The sequence below is a fragment of the Lignipirellula cremea genome, assembly GCF_056501455.1.
Window position 1 is genome coordinate 5131902 of the sequence record NZ_CM151415.1, and the last position, 16693, is coordinate 5148594.

Genomic DNA, 16693 nt, shown 5'->3' on the forward strand with positions numbered 1-16693 from the left:
GGGGCGCCTGCCCTACAAGAAGGTTTCCGATGTCTGCAACGATCGCTCACTCCGGTTCCGAACTTCAGCGCCAGTGGCGTGAAGAGGGCTTCGTCATCGTCCGCGGAATGTTCGCTCCGGAGGAGATGGCCGAGCTTTCCGACGAGGCCTGGTCGCTGACGAAGCGGATCGATCTGATCGACAAGCTGAATCTGCGCTGCCGGTTCCAGTCGACCTACGACGAGGCCGACTGCCTCTGGGAGACGTTCGACCCGGTTATCGATCTCGCGCCCGTCTGCAGGAGGTTCGCTTTCGAGGAACGCCTGATGCAGATGCTGGCCGTGCTGTACGGCGAGCCGGCGGAACTCTTCAAGGACAAGCTGATCTTCAAGCAGCCCAGGACCAAGGGTTATGGCCTGCATCAGGACTGGATCGCGTGGCCCGGCTTTCCGCGCAGCTTCCTGACCGTGCTGATCCCGATCGACGCCGCCGACGAAGCGAACGGCTGCACGGAGGTCTTTCCCGGCCTGCACAAACAGGGCTCGCTCCTGCCGGAGGATGGCGCCTACCACGAACTTCCCCTCGAAACGGTCGACGAATCGAAGGGCGTAAAGCTCGCGCTCGAACCGGGAGACGTCGCGATCTTCAGCGGCTTCGCCCCGCATCGGAGCGCCCCCAATCGCAGCTCCGGGTGGCGACGCCAACTCTATCTCAGCTACAACGCACGCTCCGACGGCGGCGACCTGCGCGAAAGCCACTACGCTGACTTTCGCAAGTTTCTGGCGGAGAAGTACGCCGAATTCGGCCTGACGGATACCTACTATCGATGAGCGTGGCTGAAGACGATCGCCGACCCGCGGGTTCGCCCTACGATCCGCCGCATGCCGATCCGAACGTCGAGTCGCCGGGCGGAAGCGCTTCGTGGTTCTACTACGGCTGGGTCATGATCCCGGTCGCGGCGATCGCGATGGTGGCGACCTTCCCGGGGCGAACGCAGGGCCTGGGGACCGTCACGCAAAGGCTCCTCGCGGACGCGTCGCTCGGGCTCGACGAGGCGAGCTACGGCCTGCTGAATATGATCGCGACGCTCGTCGGCGCGGCCTTCTGCCTCGGCTTCGGACGGCTGATCGATCGCTGCGGGATGCGGATCGTGCTGCCCGTCACGCTGCTCGGTCTGGGCGGCGCCGTGGTGGGGATGGCGTTCGCTTCGAACGTCGCGCTCTTCTTCGTGCTGCTCACGCTGACGCGCGGATTCGGACAGAGCGCGCTCTCCGTCGCCAGCATTTCGATTCCGGGCAAATGGTTTCGCGCCTGGCTGTCGCCGGTGACGGCGATCTATTCCGTGCTGCTGACGATCGGATTCATCGCGGCCTTCATGCTCGCGCGGGAATGGTCGGACGCGAACTGGCGCACGATGTGGATGGGCGTCGGCCTGATCGTGCTCGCCCTCGCTCCGCTGGCGTGGGCGCTGACCCGGAACGGCCCCGAAGCGGTCGGCGCCTTCGTCGACGGTCGTGCGTCGAACGCCTTCGACCTACCGACGGCGCAGGCGACCGGGGTGGGTCTGTTCGCCGCGATGGCGACGCTCGACTTCTGGGTCTTCGCCGGCGCGACGTCGCTCTACGCGACGATCTCCTCGGGCATCTCGCTCTTCAACGAATCGATCCTGCTGTCGCTCGGCTTCGAGAAGCAGGTCTATTACGACTCGATGATGATCGCGATCGGGTTCGGCCTGCTCGGGAACTTCGCGACGGGTCTCGCCGCTATCTGGATTCCGATGGGACGGCTGACGGCGGTCGGCCTGGCGGGACTGACGGTCTCGCTCATCGCGTTGACGCAGTTGACCGAAGTCTGGCATGTTTACCTCTATGCGATGGGTTACGCCTTCGCCGGAGGCATGGTGACCGTCATCTTCTTCGCCGTCTGGGCGAAGCGTTTCGGACGTCGGCATCTGGGCTCGATCCAGGGCGTGGCGCAGATGACGACCGTTTTCGCGTCGGCGATCGGACCGGCGCTGTTCGGATACGTCTTCCAGACTTTCGGCTCGTACGGACCGGTCCTGCTTGGTCTGAGCGTCGTCTCCGCGGGGCTGGCCGCGGTCGCGTTCTTCGTCCCGGAGCGTTTCTTCGCCGACGAGTCGTCCCTTCCCTCGCAGGCTCCCGCCGGTCAGGATTGATTTCGTCCTGACTGCCGCGACCTTTCCCGAAGAGAACCTGATGGCCGCTGCTGAAACGCTCGTCCGCTTCCACCTGTCGCTGAACGTCGGCGACATCGACCGCGCGGTCGCGTTCTATTCCACCGCCTTCGGCGTCGAACCGGCGAAGCGTCGGGCGGATTACGCGAAATTCGAACTCGATCAGCCGCCGCTGGTTCTCTCGCTGGAGCCTGCCGCGCCTCGTCCAGGGGGCGCGTTCAATCATGCCGGCTTTCGCTTCCGCAATTCAGAGGAACTGGTCGCGCTTCAGCGCCGGCTGGAAGAAGCGGGCGTCTCGACCCTCCGCGAGGATGGCGTCGAGTGCTGCTACGCGAAGCAGACGAAGTTCTGGCTGCAGGATCCCGACGGCAACTTGTGGGAGTTCTACGTCCTGGAGTCGGACATCGAGAACCGGGGCGAAGGCAGCGTCCCTCTCGTCGGCGAGGCCCATCATCGCCCCAGTCCGAACGGCGCCGCGGCGAACGATGCGCTTCCTATCGCGGGAGAAGAGGCTTGCTGTGCGGGAGGCGCCTGCGACGCTTCGCCTGCCGCGACGCCGCGAATCACGGTTCGGCACTTCCTCGGACAGCCGGTCGATTCGCTCGCTTCGACGGCGGCGTCTTCGGCGCAGGAGGTGTTCCTGCAAGGCTCGTCGAACGGAGCGATCAGCGAGGCCGACGAACGCCGGCTGCTCGCCCTCGCTTTCACCGCCACGGCGCCGGGCGGCACGCTGCGAGTTCACTGCCTCACGGCGGACATCCGGCCCGAGTCTTCGTTGCAACTGACTGGTCCCGCCGCGGTCGTACAGCGGACGCCCGTCCTCGGCGAACTGCTCGCGCGGATCGGCGACGCAGGGTTCGTCGGCGCGGAGCTCACGACCTATCGCGGGGGAGCCTGCTTCCATACGGGCGGAGCGGAGCTTCGCGAGACGACCATCGTCGCCCGCAAGCCCGAAGCGACCTTGGACCACGACGAAATCGAGGTCGTCTACAAGGGACCCGCCGCGGCTGTGACGCTCGATTCCGGCACGACGCTCGTCCGCGGGCGCCGGACCCGCATCGCTGCCGAGGAGCATCTCGCTTTGCTGGCGACCGAACTTGGTCGCAGCGTGACGAAACTGGACCGGGCGGCAGCGGCGGCCTGCGGGTGACTTACGTCTTCTGATGCCCGACTCGGAGGGTTGACACCCTACGCGACGAACCGGCCCGCGCCCGCTTCGCGTTGCCGCTTCGTCTCGAGGCCGCGTACAATCGAGCCAGCGACAGAGGCACCTGAGGCGCGCGAAGCGGAGGATCCGGCGCTGGACGATCGACTCGATTCGGATAACTGCGCGGAGAAGCTGAAGGCCCTCGGGGAACCGATCCGCCTGCGAATCGTCGATCTGCTTCGCCGCGGACCCCAGACGGTCGGCGAGATCGCGCTTTCGCTCGAGCACGATCTGGCGCTCGTTTCTCATCACCTGCGCATCCTGCATGGCGCGGCCCTGGTCGAACGCCGCAAAGACGGGCGATTCGTCATTTATCGCCTGCGGGAAGGGATGCTCGAGGCGGCCAAAAGCGGCGCCGGCTCCGAACGCCTCGATCTGGGCTGCTGCCGACTGGAAGTGCCCGACGGCGGCGGCGGGTGACGTAATCGCTCGAAAACGGCTCCGTCTCCCGCGCTTCGCCGTCGTGTCGAAGATAGGGCCGGCGGACGGCTTTTCGACGCCTATCTTTCGCCTGCGGCACGTTTTAACGACTTTTCGAACATCGCCTCCGTATCTATACTCGGCGAATCCGACGCGGTCCCTCCGCCAGGCGGGACGCCGCGTCCCCTGCCGTTCGACCCCCAGTGGGCGACGACGAAGCGGAATCAGCGAGGTCGCGAAACGAACCGTTTCGCCGAAGAGCCGCGACTTCGTCGTCAGGTTTTGGAAGGCTCGGACGGAACCGCTTCGAGTTCTCCGAATCGACGGCTGTTCGGCTCGTTGATTCAGTTTCGTCAACGCTTAAAAGTTCCCGAGGAGAATTATTCGTGGTTTCGGGCAAGTACCTTTTCACCAGCGAATCCGTCAGCCAAGGGCACCCGGATAAGCTGGCCGACCAGATCTCCGACGGAATTCTCGACGCTCTGCTGACGGAAGATCCCGCCAGCCGCGTCGCGTGCGAAACGATGGTCACGACCGGCCTCGCGATCATCGCGGGCGAGATCACGACCAAGGCGAAGATCGAGTACGCGCAGGTCGTCCGCGACGTGATCCGCGACGTCGGCTACACCTCCGACGACATGGGCATCAACGCCGACACCTGCGGCGTGATGGTGTCGCTCGACCGGCAGAGCCCCGACATCGCCATGGGCGTCGACACCGACGAATCCAAGGGGAAGGACGTCGGCGCCGGCGATCAGGGCCTGATGTTCGGCTACGCCTGCGACGACACGCCGGAGTTGATGCCGCTCCCGATCGCGCTGGCCCACCGGATTCTGAATCGCCTGACCGAAGCCCGGAAGACGGGCGAAGTGGACTGGCTCCGTCCGGACGCTAAGAGCCAGGTCTCGATCGAATTCGACGGCTACACGCCCGTTCGCGTCGACACGGTCGTCGTCTCGACCCAGCACTCGCCGAAGGTCAAGAACGCCGAGATCCAGGACTTCGTCACGAAGCAGATCGTTCTGCCCTCGCTGCCCGAGGAACTGGTCAACGGCGACATCACTTACCACATCAATCCGACCGGTCGCTTCGTCGTCGGCGGACCTCACGGCGACTGCGGCCTGACGGGTCGCAAGATCATCGTCGACACCTACGGCGGCTGGGGTCGTCACGGCGGCGGCGCCTTCTCGGGCAAGGATCCGACCAAGGTCGACCGCAGCGCGGCCTACATGGCCCGTTACGTGGCGAAGAACGTCGTCGCCGCGGGCCTGGCAAAGCGCTGCGAAGTGCAGCTCGCCTATGCGATCGGCGTCAGCGAGCCGGTCAGCATCCACGTCGACACGCAAGGCACCGGCGTCATTCCGGAAGAGCGGATCGTCTCCCTGATCCGCGATAACTTCCGCCTGACCCCGAGCGGCATCATCAAGGCCCTCGACCTGCGTCGCCCGATCTATCGCAAGACGGCCTGGGGCGGTCACTTCGGTCGCGACGACGCCGACTTCACCTGGGAAAAGACGGACAAGGCCGCCCTGCTCGCCGATTCCGCCGGGCTCTCCGCCGCGGCAGCCCGCTGAGCCAGTCGCTCGATTCGCTGAACTCGAAAGGCCGGACGATTCTCGTCCGGCCTTTTTTCGTGCGCGGTTCTCCGGAACGGGGTCGGTCACGAAGGGTTAACGACTCTAGAATCGACGGCGAAGCTCCGTAGTGCCTCCCTTCGTTACGCCGCCGCCGCACGCTCACGGACAATCCTATGCAGCCCCGACTTGCCGTCCGTCTGTTCGCTCTCGCCGGTCTTTTCGTCGGATGCTGCGTCAGCCTGGGCGAGGAACCGTCGACGGCGTCTGCGGACGAATCCTCCCCGGTGACGTTCAACGAGCACATCGCACCGATTCTCTTTCAGCGCTGTGCGGAGTGCCACCGTCCGGGCGAGGTCGCGCCCTTCTCGCTTCTCACCTATGCCGACGCGGCGAAGCGTGCCGCGATGATTCGCGACGTCACGGCCCAGCGTCTGATGCCGCCCTGGAAGGCCGTCGACGGCCACGGCAAGTTCGTCGGCGAAAGGGCGCTGACCGACGCAGAGCTCGAACTGTTCGCTCGCTGGGCGGAGCAGGGCAAGCCGGAAGGCGATCCCGCGGATCTGCCCGCGGCGCCTGAATTCTCCGATGGATGGGCGCTGGGCGAGCCCGACATCGTGGTCGAGATGCAGGAGGGTTTCGCGATCCCCGCCGACGGTCCGGACGTCTATCGCAACTTCGTCTTCGCGCTCGACGTGCCGGAAGGGAAGTACGTCAAGGCGGCCGAGTATCGCCCTTCGAACGGCCGCGTCGTCCACCACGCGGTGCTCTCCGTCGATCGTACCGGCGAATCCCGTAAGCGCGACGAGGCCGATCCCGCGCCCGGCTACGAAGGGGCGGGCAGCCCGGATGGTCAGCTCTTTCCCGGCTGCATGGCGACCTGGACGCCGGGCCGAGATCCGGTGCCGCTGCCCGAGGACCTGTCGATGCCCTGGCAGCGCGGCGCCGACGCGATCCTGCAACTTCACCTGCATCCCAGCGGTAAGCCCGAGGTCGAGCGTTCCAGCATCGGGTTCTATCTGACGGACGAACCGCCGCGGCGATCGATGATCGATCTCCTGCTGATCGATACGAAGATCGACATTCCGCCCGGAGACACGGCCTATCGCACGCGGGCCGAACTGACGCTGCCGATCGACGTGGAACTGGTCGGCATCTTCCCGCACATGCACCTGATCGGACGGGAGTTCCGCGTCACGGCCCATCCGCAGGAGGGCGATCCGCTGCCGCTCCTGGTTATCGACGACTGGGACTTCGACTGGCAGACCTACTACCAGTTCGTCGCGCCCGCGAAGCTTCAGGCGGGGACGCGGATCGTCATGGAAGCGGTCCATGACAACTCGGCAGAGAACCCGTCCAACCCGAATCAGCCGCCGCGGCGCGTCGTCTGGGGCGAAGAGACGACGAACGAGATGTCGCTCGCCTTCTTACAGGTCATGCCGCTGCGCGAGGCGGACTTCGACAAGCTCGGCGCAGGCCGGCGGGGGATCAAGCTCGGCGTCATTCGTGCCGTCAGCGAGAAGCCTGCTCGTTGACCCGCGCGCTGCGCAGTTCGATCAGAGCAACGGCCCCAGCATGGCCAGCGAGTTGTGCCAGAGCCGCCGAGGGACCGACCAGGAACGAACCTCGTCCAGCGTGACCGTCCGGGATGACGCCTCGTACTCGCGCTGCCGCGCGCGCACGGCGAGCGTGAGCTCGCGATTGCAGAAGAGCAGGTTGTTTTCGAAGTTCAGCCGGAAGCTCCGCGGGTCGAGGTTCGTCGAGCCGAGCATGGTCGTGATGCCGTCCAGCGTGAGCGTCTTGGAGTGCAGCAGGCCCCCCTGGTACTCGCGAATCTTCACTCCCGCTTCGAGCAGCGTCAGATAGCAGCTTCGACTGGCGCCGCCGACGATCCACGAATCGTTCCGCTCGGGCACCACCAGCGTGGTATCGACGCCCCGGTAGGCCGCCGACCGGAGGGCGCTCTGGATCGACTCCGCCGGCAGATAGTAGGGCGTCGTGACGACCAGTTCCCGGCGCGCCGCGTGGATCAGCGTTTCGAACATCTCCGGCATCGCGGTCCGGCGGTCCGTCGGACCCGATCCGATGACCTGCGCGACGAAGCCTTCGGTCGAACCGGCCAGCGGGACTCGCAGAAGGTCGGTCAGGTCTTCGTCGACCTGTACCATCCAGTCTTCGACGAACAGATGCTGGTTCTGCCGAGCGACCGGTCCTTCGACTCGCACGACGATGTCGACCCAGGGAGCGAACGTCGGTTTCACCCGGAAGGCCGCATCGGCCAGGTTGCGGCTGCCGCAGTACGTCACTTGGTCGTCGACGATCAGGATCTTGCGGTGATTCCGCAGATCCAGTCGCCTGCGAAACATGCGCAGCAGCGGATTGCCGACCGGCAGCGCCGAACTTAGACGCACGCCCGCGGCCTGCATGTCGGTCCAATGCTCCGATCGAATCATCGCTCGCGACCCGATGTCGTCCGCCATCGCGCGGCAGACCACGCCGCGGCGGGACGCACGCTTCAGAGCCTCCGCGATCTTCAGACCCGTCGCGTCGGTCAGCCAGATGTACGTCACCAGGTGGACGTGATCGCGGGCCGCATCGATGTCGGCGACCATCGCGTCGATCGCCTCGTCCGAACCGACCAGCAGCGTCCCCTGATTTCCGTCGACCGGCGGCATGTCGCAGATCGACTGTCCCAGCCGAAACAGATGGGCGTAGTCCTCCGGGACGTCATCGCTCCACGCGGGCTGATGTCCCTCCTCGGGTACGGCGAGCGGAGGCAGAAGCTTGTCCACTTCGTCCAGGCGCTTAGAACGCCGGCGTCCGACGCTGACGTTTCCGAAGATGGCGTTCGCCAGAACGCCGAACAGCGGAAAGCTGACCAGGACCGCTACCCAAGCGACGCGCGTCGTCGTCTCCGTCCGCTCGCTCAGCATCACGCGAAGCAGGAACGGGGTCAGGATCGCGATATGCAGCGCGAGCAGCGCCGCCTCGTAGAGAAGCGTCTCGACCGTCATCGTCTCTCGAAGCGCCGAAATCCGGGGTTCGCGTAGCTCGCGCGAATGAAGGGCGCGACGGCGACGCTGAACGGGATGCAGCGTACCACGAGAGCCAGGCGCCGGGCGTCGTCGATGCGAATCCGACCTGTCGGCTTCGCATCATTCAGCTTCGAAGGCGGGCAGTTCTTCCCCGTCCGGATCGGTCTCAGGAAAGCGGAGGTCGAACTCCGTCCGCCCGACCGTCAGCGGCAGCACGACGAAGTGATGCACGGCGTCACTCAGCAGCAGACCCCAGCCGACGATGACCACCGCCGAATCGACCGGACCGGCGAGAACCCCTGCGAACGAGACGCCGACGAGCGCGATGCCGGGGTACCCGTGATGCACCCGGACTCCCCGGGTCCAGCGCCGCATCCACGACAGGTCCTCCCGGGCCGTCATGCCGCAGCCGAAGCGAAAGGCGCACGTGACCCCCTCGAACAGGGCAGTGGTCGCCAGCACGGCGAGGCAGAGTTCCCAGAATTGCATCGGCCAGTCGCCGCGTGGTCGAAGATAAAGATCGTTTCCCGGCGGCCTATTCTACGAGCGACCGCCGGCGAGGCCATGGACGTTTTTCGAAGGCGGACCGCTCGGGAGCGCTGCGACGAAATGAAGCGGACTTCGTGCTCCGGCAAAATCGGACGTAACAGGTAGGCATGGGCTCCCTCCGCATGCGACAATGTCCGCTCCTGCCTCTCCTTTTCGAGTCCTCTCCTGACTCGCCTGCTTCGCTTCAGTCGGAACTTTCCGATGCGGTCGAGGCGGCATCTTGCCCTCTAGGAGTTCCGCTATGAAGAAGAGTTCCCGCCTGGATCGCCGCGACTTTCTGAAGGCGTCCGGCGTCGGCGCCGCGGCGTTATCCGCCGGCGTCTGGACGCAATCCGCACGTGCGCAATCGACGTCGGCGAACGAAAAGCTGTCGATCGCCTGCATCGGCACCGCCAATCGCGCAGGCGACGACATCAACGGCGTGCAGGGCGAGGACATCGTCGCGCTCGTCGACGTCGACTCGAACTACCTCGCGCGCGCGGCCGAGCGGTTCCCCTCCGCCCGCACGTACGCGGACTACCGCGAAATGCTGCAGGCCGAGGGCGACAAGATCGACGCGGTCGTCATCGGCACGTCGGATCATCATCACGCTCCCGCGACGATCCGCGCGATTCGTGCCGGCAAGCACGTTTACTGCGAAAAGCCTCTGACGCACACCGTCGAAGAGGCCCGCATCGTCACCGAAGCGGCGAAGAAGGCCGGCGTCGCCACGCAGCTCGGCACGCAGATCCACGCGGAGGATAACTATCGCCGCGTCGTCGAGATCATCCAGTCGGGCGCCATCGGCGACGTGAACGAAGTCCACGTCTGGGTCGGCAAGGGCTGGGGCGGCGGCGAACTGCCGACTGAAACCACCGCGCCGCCGGAGAATCTAAGCTGGGACCTCTGGCTCGGGCCGGCTCCCGCGCGGGAGTACGCCCCCGGACGCTATCACCCGGCGCAGTGGCGTCGCTGGTGGGCCTTCGGCCAGGGGACGCTCGGCGACATGGGTTGCCACTACATGGACCTGCCGTTCTGGGCGCTCGACCTGAAGTACCCCACGTACGTCGAGGCGGAGGGACCGACGGTTCATCCGGAAACCTGTCCGCTCGGCCTGACGGTTCGCTACCAGTTCCCAGAGCGGAACGGGCTCGTCCCGGTCAAGCTGACCTGGTACGACGGCGACCACATCCCGAAGGAAGTCGCGGGACAGCGCGTCCCCGGCAGCGGCGTGATGTTCGTCGGCTCGGGCGGGAAGATGTTCGCCGACTACGGCAGCTACCGCCTGTTCCCGGCGGAGAAGTTCGCCGGGTTCATGCCGCCCGCGCAGACGATCGCGAAGTCGGTCGGTCACCACCAGGAGTGGATCGACGCCTGCAAGAACGGGACGCCGACGACCTGCAACTTCGACTACTCCGGCCCGCTGACCGAAGCCGTGCTGCTCGGCAACGTCGCCTACCGCACGGGCAAGGCGCTGGAATGGAACGCTGAATCGCTCGAAGCGACCAACGCTCCCGAAGCCAGCGCCTTCATCCGCAAGGAATACCGCCCCGGCTGGGAAGTCGCGTAGTCGACTTCGATCGTTCGTTCAGCCGAACGCCTGACGTCGAATCGAAACGAGCCGCGGCGATCGAACAGATTGCCGCGGCTCGCTTTCTATCGACACGACAAGACGGCTGTCGAATCATTCATCGCTATCCCTCGGCTGGGAGCGAGCTTGCAGCAAATTGGTCTTCGCGGTCCGCATCGGAGCTTGAAAGGCTCGACGGGGAGTCTTTGCGAATCGATTCGTTCAGGCTCGAAGAAATCGTCACCCGAACAACTCGCCCTGGGCTTCGTTGAAATCGACGCCGTTCAGCGAGGTAACCACGACGCTGTGTCCCCAGAACATGCGCTCGTCATCGTAGAAGAAGTCGATGCCTCCTTCGCCAGTAACGTTGACGGCTTTCAGCGACAGCTTCGCCTCGAACTCCGCTTCGGAGAGTTGCGGATCGGAAACCGTCTTGAGCGAGCCGTCCTCCTGCATCTCGTCGTACTCGTTCCAACCGTCGTTGTACGTCTTTCGCAAATCCCTGACGGCGATTCGCTTGCCGAGTTCGTCCAGTTCCGCCAGCCGAATGACCGCTTCTACAGCAAGCTCCAACGCGATCTCGAGCGGCTGATCGTCGCGAGCGATCCCGATTTTGACGTCCCGCGAGCCGTGCCGGATCGTCGCGATCGCATCGAAAGGACGGCCGTCCGATCGCTCGACCTCGCCCAGAATATCGTGCTTCACGAGAGCATCGCCTGGGTGCGCCGGCATTTCGAACTTCCGCCGTATCTGACGATCGCTTTCGACTACTCCTCGCCCTCGAACTGCAACTGAATCTTCGTGTCGGGGAGCTTGGGCTGCAGCTTGGCGACGCCGTCGGCGGTGACCGCGGTCCGCGTGACGATCAGTTCCTTCAGGCCCGTCAGCGGCTCCAGATGGACGAGCCCCGCGTCGGTGATGGCCGTCGAGCCCAGGTGGAGAAACGAGAGCTTCTTCATTCCCGAGAGATGGGGCAGGGCTTCGTCGCCGATCGGCGTCTGGTCGATGTTAAGCCACTGCATCTCCGTGAGCGGAGCGAGTTCCGCGACGCCGGCGTCGGTGATCTGTCCCCGAAAGAGATTCAGCCGTTCGAGTTGCGTCATCTTTCCGAGGTGCGCCAGCGCGGCGTCGTTCACGTGCGGCGCGTCGGTCAGATCGATCTCCTTCAGGTTTTCCAGGTCCGCGAGCTTCGCCAGGCCGTCGGCGCCGATCTGCGTCCCCGCGAGTCGCAGCTTTTCCAGCTTCGGAAACTGCGCCAGCGCCGCGGCGCCCTCGTCGCCGAGCAGCGTCTGGGCGAGATAAAGCTCGCGGAGGTTCGCGAGTTCCTTAAGCTCGTTCAGCCCGACTTCGCTCACCCAGAGATGATCGAAGGCGAGAACCTCCAGCGAGGTCAGACCTGCCAGCGCGGCGAGCCCCTCGTCGTCGACCGTCGTCTTGTTGTCTTTGCCCGACAGCCGCAGGGCCCGGAGTCGCGAAAGGCCCGCGAGATGTGCCAGCCCAGGGTTGCCGACCAACGTCTCGCGCAGATCGAGATTCTGCAGCGTCTCGATCTGGCCCAGCGTCTTGAGGCCCTCGTCCGTGATCCCCGTGCCCGTCAGCAGGACGGAGCGCAGTGCGGGAAACTTCGCGAGCGGTTCCAGGTCCGCGTCGACGATCTCCGCTCCGCGAAAATCGACTTCGATCACGCGACCGGCGCCGTCTCGTTTCAGCGCGGCGCCCTTTTCTTCGAGCGAGGCGATCGCCTCCGCATCTTCGGACGCGACTTCGACGACCGGCTCTTCGGCGGCCGGTTCGGCGACGGACGTCGGATTCGTTTCAGGGTCCTGGACCGCGACGGGCTCGCGTTCGCAGCCGAACGACAGGACGAGAATGACGGACAGCGTCAGCGAGGAGATTGCGAAGCGGCGGGAGTTCATCAGGCGGGAATTCTCAGAGGTGCGAAAACGGCGTCGGCAGACTCAACCGAGCGCGGGATGCTGCATCGACGAGCCAGCGGAAAGCGACTTCCGCAGGCCTTCGATCCACTCGACGATCCGCCAGTCCATCCAGCGGTTGTCCGGGTCGCCGCTCTTGCGACCGATCCACCCCAGGTGGCCGCCGCCGCGGGTCAGACGGAAGTCGACCTTCGACGAAAAGTTCGCCGCGTCGAACATCGCCGGCGGAATGACCGGATCGTCGTCGGCAGCCAGGATCAGCGTCGGCACGTCGATGCACGACAGCGTGCCGATGGAGCTCGCTTCCTGGTAATAGTGCCGCGCGCCTTGAAACCCGAGCAGCGGCGCGGTGAACAGATCGTCGAACTCCAGCAGCCGCCGGGGCAGGGGAGAGATCTTCGCGTCGATCAGGTCGGGGATCTTCTTCCGGCGCTCGAACAGTTTCTGCTGCAGGCCCTGCGTGAACGACCAGTCGTACAGGCGGTTGATCCCGTGCCGCAGGTTCCGTGCGCAGTACAGCAGGTCGATCGGCGGGGCGACCGCGATCGCCGAGTCGAGTCCCAGCGGAACGTTCCGCCCGCACTCGCCGACCATCTTGAGCGTGATGTTGGCGCCGAGGGAGAAGCCGACCAGCGTGATCGGCGATCCAGGCGCCTGCTGACGCACCGTCGCCAGACATGCGGCGACGTCCTGCCAGCGACCGGCATGAATATGGCCGCGAGCGACGTAGGCACCGTCGCCGAAACCGCGGAGGTCCTTCGCGAAGACGCGCATCCCCCGCTGATACAGCCGGGCGCCGACGCGGCGAACGTAACCCGAGGCGTGCGACCCGCCCAGGCCGTGGACCAGCAGGACGACCCGGTCGCCCGGCTTCCAGGCTTCGGGCAGAAACTCGTGCAACGCCAGCCGATCGCCGTCGTCCGCGTCGACGTAGTGCGTGCGCTTCTCGATCTTCGGCACCGAGCCGTGCCAGTACGACGCGAGAATCGTCTGCAGATGCGGCGACGCGAGCAGGCGGTGCGGCAGAAAGTCGGGAAAGGCCACGTTCGGGCAGTCCATAGCGTGCGACGATCGTTCAACGAACGGATGGTCCGGTCGATTGCACGCTAATTTAGATGTTTCACCCGTCGGAGGGGAACTGCGAAATCGATGGACCTTTTCCAAGCCGATATCACAGCCGGGAAAAGGCGTCCAGAACCTGTTCGATGTGAGCATCCTGCAGGGCGGCGGAAACCTGCACGCGAATGCGTGCCTTGCCTCGCGGAACGACGGGGAAAGCGAAGCCGATCGCCATCACCCCCAGTTCCATCAGCCTGGCGCTCTTCCTATGAGCCTCCGCCTCGTCCCCGATCATGACCGGGATGATCGCCGTGGGCGATTCGTGGACTTCGTACCCCAGACCCGCCAGTCCGCTGCGGATCTTCGCGACGTTGTCGCGAAGTCTCGCCACCCGTTCGGGCTCGGTCAGCAGGATCTCAATCGCCTTCCTGGCGCTGTAAGCCACCGTCGCGGGAAGAGCGTTCGAAAACAGGCTCGTTCGCGCCCGCTGTTCGAGCAACTCGATCCCCCGCTCCGACGCCGCCACGTAGCCGCCTGCGGCGCCGCCGAGCGCCTTGCCCAGCGTTCCGGTGATGACGTCGATCTGGCCCAGTCGATCGAAATGCTCCGGCGTCCCGCGCCCGGTACGGCCCACGACGCCAATGCCGTGCGAATCGTCGACGACCAGCGTGGCGTCGTACCGCCGGCAGAGATCGACGAGATCACCGAGCGGGCAGAGATCGCCTTCCATGCTGAAGACGCCGTCGGTGACCACCCAACGGGCTCCCGTCGCGGCCGAAGCCTTCAGCTTCGCTTCCAGGTCTTCCAGATCGTTGTGCCGATAGACGCCCCGCTGGACCTCTTTGTGCGTCAGTCGGCAGGCGTCGATGATGCTCGCGTGATTCAGTTCGTCGGAAAAAATCGCGTCGCCCGGCGCGCTGAACGTCGGGAAGACGGCCTCGTTCGCGGTCCAGCAACTGACGTAGGAGAGAGCCGCCGGCGTTCCGACGAGCTGAGCGATCGCGGTCTCCAATTCCCGATGGCAGACGAGCGTGCCGCAGATGAAGCGGACCGAAGCCGTCCCTGCGCCGTACTCCCGCAGGCCCTCGATCCCGGCCTGGACCACCTCGGGATGGTCGGCGAGCCCGAGGTAGTTGTTCGAGCAGAGGACGACGACCTCGCCGACGCCGCGGATCTGCGCCGTCGCCCCCAGCGGCCCTTCGAGTTCGTAAAACTTCTTGAACTGCCCCGAATCGCGAAGTTGATTCAGAAGCTCGCCCGTGCGGGCGTCGAAGAGTTGGCTCGGCATGAACGGTTTGGACGAAACGAGTCGACGGGGCGAATCAGAGCGAGCGAACGGCGGCAGGCGAATTGACCGCGACCGCCGAAATGCGAGCTTCCTGCGGAATTTCGAGGACGACCTTCACCGCCTCGCCCGACTGCATCAGGCGAAAGCCCTCTTCGAACTGCGACAGTTCGAACTGGTGCGTGACGATCGGGGTCAGGTCCAGCTTCCCGGACAGGAGCAGGCTTTCCGTCTTGTACCACGTATCGAACATCCGCCGGCCGTTCACGCCGACGATGTTGATCCCCTTGAAGATCACGTCCTTGGCCCAGTCGATCGCGACCGGAGCGGACGGAATGCCGAGCATCGCCGCCGTGCCGCCGTTACGAAGCGCGGCGAAGCCCTGTCGAATCGCGGAGGGAGCGCCGCTCATCTCCAGCAACGTATGCGGGCCGAGGCCGCCGGTCAGCTTCCTGACCTGCGTCGGCCACGATTCGTCCCGGGCGTCGAAGACCTCGTCCGCGCCGAGCGACAGGGCGTCGTCGAGACGCCTGGGATTGATGTCCACGGCGAAGACTCGCGTCGCGCCGGCCGCCTTCGCGACGTCGACCGCCATCAGGCCGATGATCCCGGCGCCGGTCACCAGAACCGATTTTCCGCTCACCCCGGCAGCGAACACCGTATGGACGGCGTTGCCCAGCGGGTCCAGAATCGCAGCATACCGATCAGGAATCGATGGATGGACGGGCCAGACGTTCTCTTCCGGTACGGCGACGTACTGGGCGAAACAGCCGTCACGATCGATGCCGATGATCGACACCTCGTCGCAGATGTGGCCTTCTCCCGTACGACAGAACTCGCACCGTCCGCAGCCGATATGCCCTTCGGCGCTCACCCGGTCGCCGAGATTCGCCCTTCGAACCGCGTCTCCCACGGCGACGACTCGACCGACGAACTCATGGCCGGTGGTCGTTCCGAGCGGAACCCGGGAGCGGCTCCATGCATCCCATTCGAAGATATGACGGTCCGTGCCGCAGATCCCCGCATGCGTCACGGCCACCAGAACGTCCCGCGGTCCGATCGCGGGAATCGCGACGTCATCGCGAAAGGTCAGGCCGGCAGCGTCGAATTCTTTCTTCAGGGCGAACATGGCTCGGCTTTCTTGAACTCCGCACCAGAACGGCGGTCGATTTCCTATATCTCGACCCCGCTTTCAGCATCCTAGAGAAATTATCCGTTTTTGCAACTGCGAATTCCACCATCCCGGAATTCCTGCCTAGGAACCGATAGTGAGCGAAAACGAGACCGATCGGCACGGGCTTGAGCCGTTTCACCAGCAGGTGTGCGAACGCGTGCGCGGCATGCGCAAGCGGAAGGGCCTGACCCTGGAGCAGTTAGCGTCGCTCAGCGGCGTCAGTCGCTCGATGCTCAGTCAGATCGAGCGGGGAACGGCGAATCCGACGCTGGGCGTCGCGTTCCGCATCGCGCAGGCGTTCGGCATCTCGCTGGGCGATCTCGTCGACGCCCCCGCGTCGCGTCCGAAGATCGACGTCGTTCGCGGCGCGGACAACTCGTCCCTTTTCCGGGACGACAAGGACTGCCGGATCCGGACGCTCTCGCCGCTCCACCTGGAAAAGGACGTGGAGTTCTACGATCTGCGGCTGAAGCCGGGCGGTACGCTCGACAGTTCGCCTCACTTCCAGGGAACGCGGGAGTTCCTGACTGTGGAATCAGGCTCCGTCCGCCTTGAATCGGGCGGCGAGACGAGCGACCTCGCCGCAGGCGACTCAGCCCACTATCCCGCCGACGTCCCGCACCGCATCGTCAATCGAGCCGAAGGCGAATCCGCCGCGTTCCTGGTCGTGATCTACGACCGGACGCAGGGGTGATTTCCCTTGGCGAGCGGAGGGCGTCAGCCCTCCGTGTCCT

At 65.2% G+C, this 16693-nt stretch carries 15 protein-coding genes; 8 read left to right on the forward strand and 7 right to left on the reverse strand.

Annotated elements, in window-relative coordinates:
• Positions 1 to 29: 29 nt before the first annotated feature.
• From SH602x_RS20010 to SH602x_RS20035, 6 genes are all read left to right on the forward strand, one after another.
• Positions 30 to 809 carry a phytanoyl-CoA dioxygenase family protein gene (locus SH602x_RS20010; RefSeq protein WP_479473989.1) on the forward strand — a complete coding sequence of 260 codons (780 nt, stop codon included), beginning with the start codon at positions 30 to 32 and terminating at the stop codon, positions 807 to 809.
• Positions 806 to 2155 carry an MFS transporter gene (locus tag SH602x_RS20015; RefSeq protein ID WP_479473990.1) on the forward strand — a complete coding sequence of 450 codons (1350 nt, stop codon included), beginning with the start codon at positions 806 to 808 and terminating at the stop codon, positions 2153 to 2155. Before SH602x_RS20010 ends, SH602x_RS20015 begins: the two co-directional genes overlap by 4 nt.
• A gap of 40 nt (positions 2156 to 2195) precedes the next feature.
• On the forward strand, positions 2196 to 3323 hold the full coding sequence (locus tag SH602x_RS20020) for an ArsI/CadI family heavy metal resistance metalloenzyme (protein WP_479473991.1): 1128 nt from the start codon (positions 2196 to 2198) through the stop codon (positions 3321 to 3323).
• 30 nt (positions 3324 to 3353) lie between these two features.
• Positions 3354 to 3800, forward strand: a complete 447-nt coding sequence (locus SH602x_RS20025; RefSeq protein ID WP_479473992.1) for an ArsR/SmtB family transcription factor — start codon at positions 3354 to 3356, stop codon at positions 3798 to 3800.
• 386 nt (positions 3801 to 4186) lie between these two features.
• The gene (metK, locus tag SH602x_RS20030; RefSeq protein WP_479473993.1) at positions 4187 to 5374 is read left to right on the forward strand and encodes a methionine adenosyltransferase; all 1188 of its coding nucleotides are present in this window, start codon (positions 4187 to 4189) and stop codon (positions 5372 to 5374) included.
• Positions 5375 to 5550: 176 nt separating this feature from the next.
• Positions 5551 to 6909: a hypothetical protein gene (locus SH602x_RS20035; RefSeq protein WP_479473994.1), complete on the forward strand. Its 1359-nt coding sequence runs from the start codon at positions 5551 to 5553 to the stop codon at positions 6907 to 6909.
• Positions 6910 to 6930: 21 nt separating this feature from the next.
• On the opposite strand, the gene cls is transcribed toward SH602x_RS20035, so the two are convergent.
• Together cls and SH602x_RS20045 are read right to left on the reverse strand one after the other, a co-directional pair.
• Entirely contained in the window at positions 6931 to 8388 is a 1458-nt protein-coding gene (cls, locus tag SH602x_RS20040; protein ID WP_479473995.1) for a cardiolipin synthase, read from the reverse strand.
• Between the two features lie 141 nt (positions 8389 to 8529).
• Positions 8530 to 8898 carry a hypothetical protein gene (locus SH602x_RS20045; RefSeq protein WP_479471850.1) on the reverse strand — a complete coding sequence of 123 codons (369 nt, stop codon included), beginning with the start codon at positions 8896 to 8898 and terminating at the stop codon, positions 8530 to 8532.
• Positions 8899 to 9199: 301 nt separating this feature from the next.
• Between SH602x_RS20045 and SH602x_RS20050 the strand changes: the two genes are divergently transcribed.
• Positions 9200 to 10507 carry a Gfo/Idh/MocA family oxidoreductase gene (locus SH602x_RS20050; protein ID WP_479471849.1) on the forward strand — a complete coding sequence of 436 codons (1308 nt, stop codon included), beginning with the start codon at positions 9200 to 9202 and terminating at the stop codon, positions 10505 to 10507.
• Between the two features lie 240 nt (positions 10508 to 10747).
• On the opposite strand, the gene SH602x_RS20055 is transcribed toward SH602x_RS20050, so the two are convergent.
• From SH602x_RS20055 to tdh, 5 genes are all read right to left on the reverse strand, one after another.
• Entirely contained in the window at positions 10748 to 11212 is a 465-nt protein-coding gene (locus tag SH602x_RS20055; RefSeq protein WP_479473996.1) for a DUF2262 domain-containing protein, read from the reverse strand.
• 62 nt (positions 11213 to 11274) lie between these two features.
• Positions 11275 to 12423 carry a leucine-rich repeat domain-containing protein gene (locus SH602x_RS20060; protein WP_479473997.1) on the reverse strand — a complete coding sequence of 383 codons (1149 nt, stop codon included), beginning with the start codon at positions 12421 to 12423 and terminating at the stop codon, positions 11275 to 11277.
• A 42-nt stretch (positions 12424 to 12465) separates the two neighbouring features.
• Entirely contained in the window at positions 12466 to 13500 is a 1035-nt protein-coding gene (locus SH602x_RS20065) for a YheT family hydrolase (RefSeq protein ID WP_479471847.1), read from the reverse strand.
• Between the two features lie 112 nt (positions 13501 to 13612).
• A complete protein-coding gene (locus SH602x_RS20070) occupies positions 13613 to 14788 on the reverse strand; it encodes an aminotransferase class I/II-fold pyridoxal phosphate-dependent enzyme (RefSeq protein ID WP_479473998.1) in 1176 nt (391 codons plus the stop codon).
• A gap of 34 nt (positions 14789 to 14822) precedes the next feature.
• Positions 14823 to 15914 carry an L-threonine 3-dehydrogenase gene (gene tdh / locus SH602x_RS20075; RefSeq protein ID WP_479473999.1) on the reverse strand — a complete coding sequence of 364 codons (1092 nt, stop codon included), beginning with the start codon at positions 15912 to 15914 and terminating at the stop codon, positions 14823 to 14825.
• A gap of 139 nt (positions 15915 to 16053) precedes the next feature.
• Here tdh and SH602x_RS20080 point away from each other — a divergent pair, with 139 nt between their 5' ends.
• Positions 16054 to 16653: a helix-turn-helix domain-containing protein gene (locus SH602x_RS20080; protein ID WP_479471844.1), complete on the forward strand. Its 600-nt coding sequence runs from the start codon at positions 16054 to 16056 to the stop codon at positions 16651 to 16653.
• Positions 16654 to 16693 lie beyond the last annotated feature (40 nt).

Coding starts and splice junctions, on each gene's coding strand:
- SH602x_RS20010 (WP_479473989.1), top strand. CDS start 30: ATGTCTGCAACGATCGCTCACTCCGGTTCCGAACTTCAGCGCCAGTGG.
- SH602x_RS20015 (WP_479473990.1), top strand. CDS start 806: ATGAGCGTGGCTGAAGACGATCGCCGACCCGCGGGTTCGCCCTACGAT.
- SH602x_RS20020 (WP_479473991.1), top strand. CDS start 2,196: ATGGCCGCTGCTGAAACGCTCGTCCGCTTCCACCTGTCGCTGAACGTC.
- SH602x_RS20035 (WP_479473994.1), top strand. CDS start 5,551: ATGCAGCCCCGACTTGCCGTCCGTCTGTTCGCTCTCGCCGGTCTTTTC.
- cls (WP_479473995.1), bottom strand. CDS start 8,388: ATGACGGTCGAGACGCTTCTCTACGAGGCGGCGCTGCTCGCGCTGCAT.
- SH602x_RS20045 (WP_479471850.1), bottom strand. CDS start 8,898: ATGCAATTCTGGGAACTCTGCCTCGCCGTGCTGGCGACCACTGCCCTG.
- SH602x_RS20050 (WP_479471849.1), top strand. CDS start 9,200: ATGAAGAAGAGTTCCCGCCTGGATCGCCGCGACTTTCTGAAGGCGTCC.
- SH602x_RS20060 (WP_479473997.1), bottom strand. CDS start 12,423: ATGAACTCCCGCCGCTTCGCAATCTCCTCGCTGACGCTGTCCGTCATT.
- SH602x_RS20065 (WP_479471847.1), bottom strand. CDS start 13,500: ATGGACTGCCCGAACGTGGCCTTTCCCGACTTTCTGCCGCACCGCCTG.
- SH602x_RS20070 (WP_479473998.1), bottom strand. CDS start 14,788: ATGCCGAGCCAACTCTTCGACGCCCGCACGGGCGAGCTTCTGAATCAA.
- tdh (WP_479473999.1), bottom strand. CDS start 15,914: ATGTTCGCCCTGAAGAAAGAATTCGACGCTGCCGGCCTGACCTTTCGC.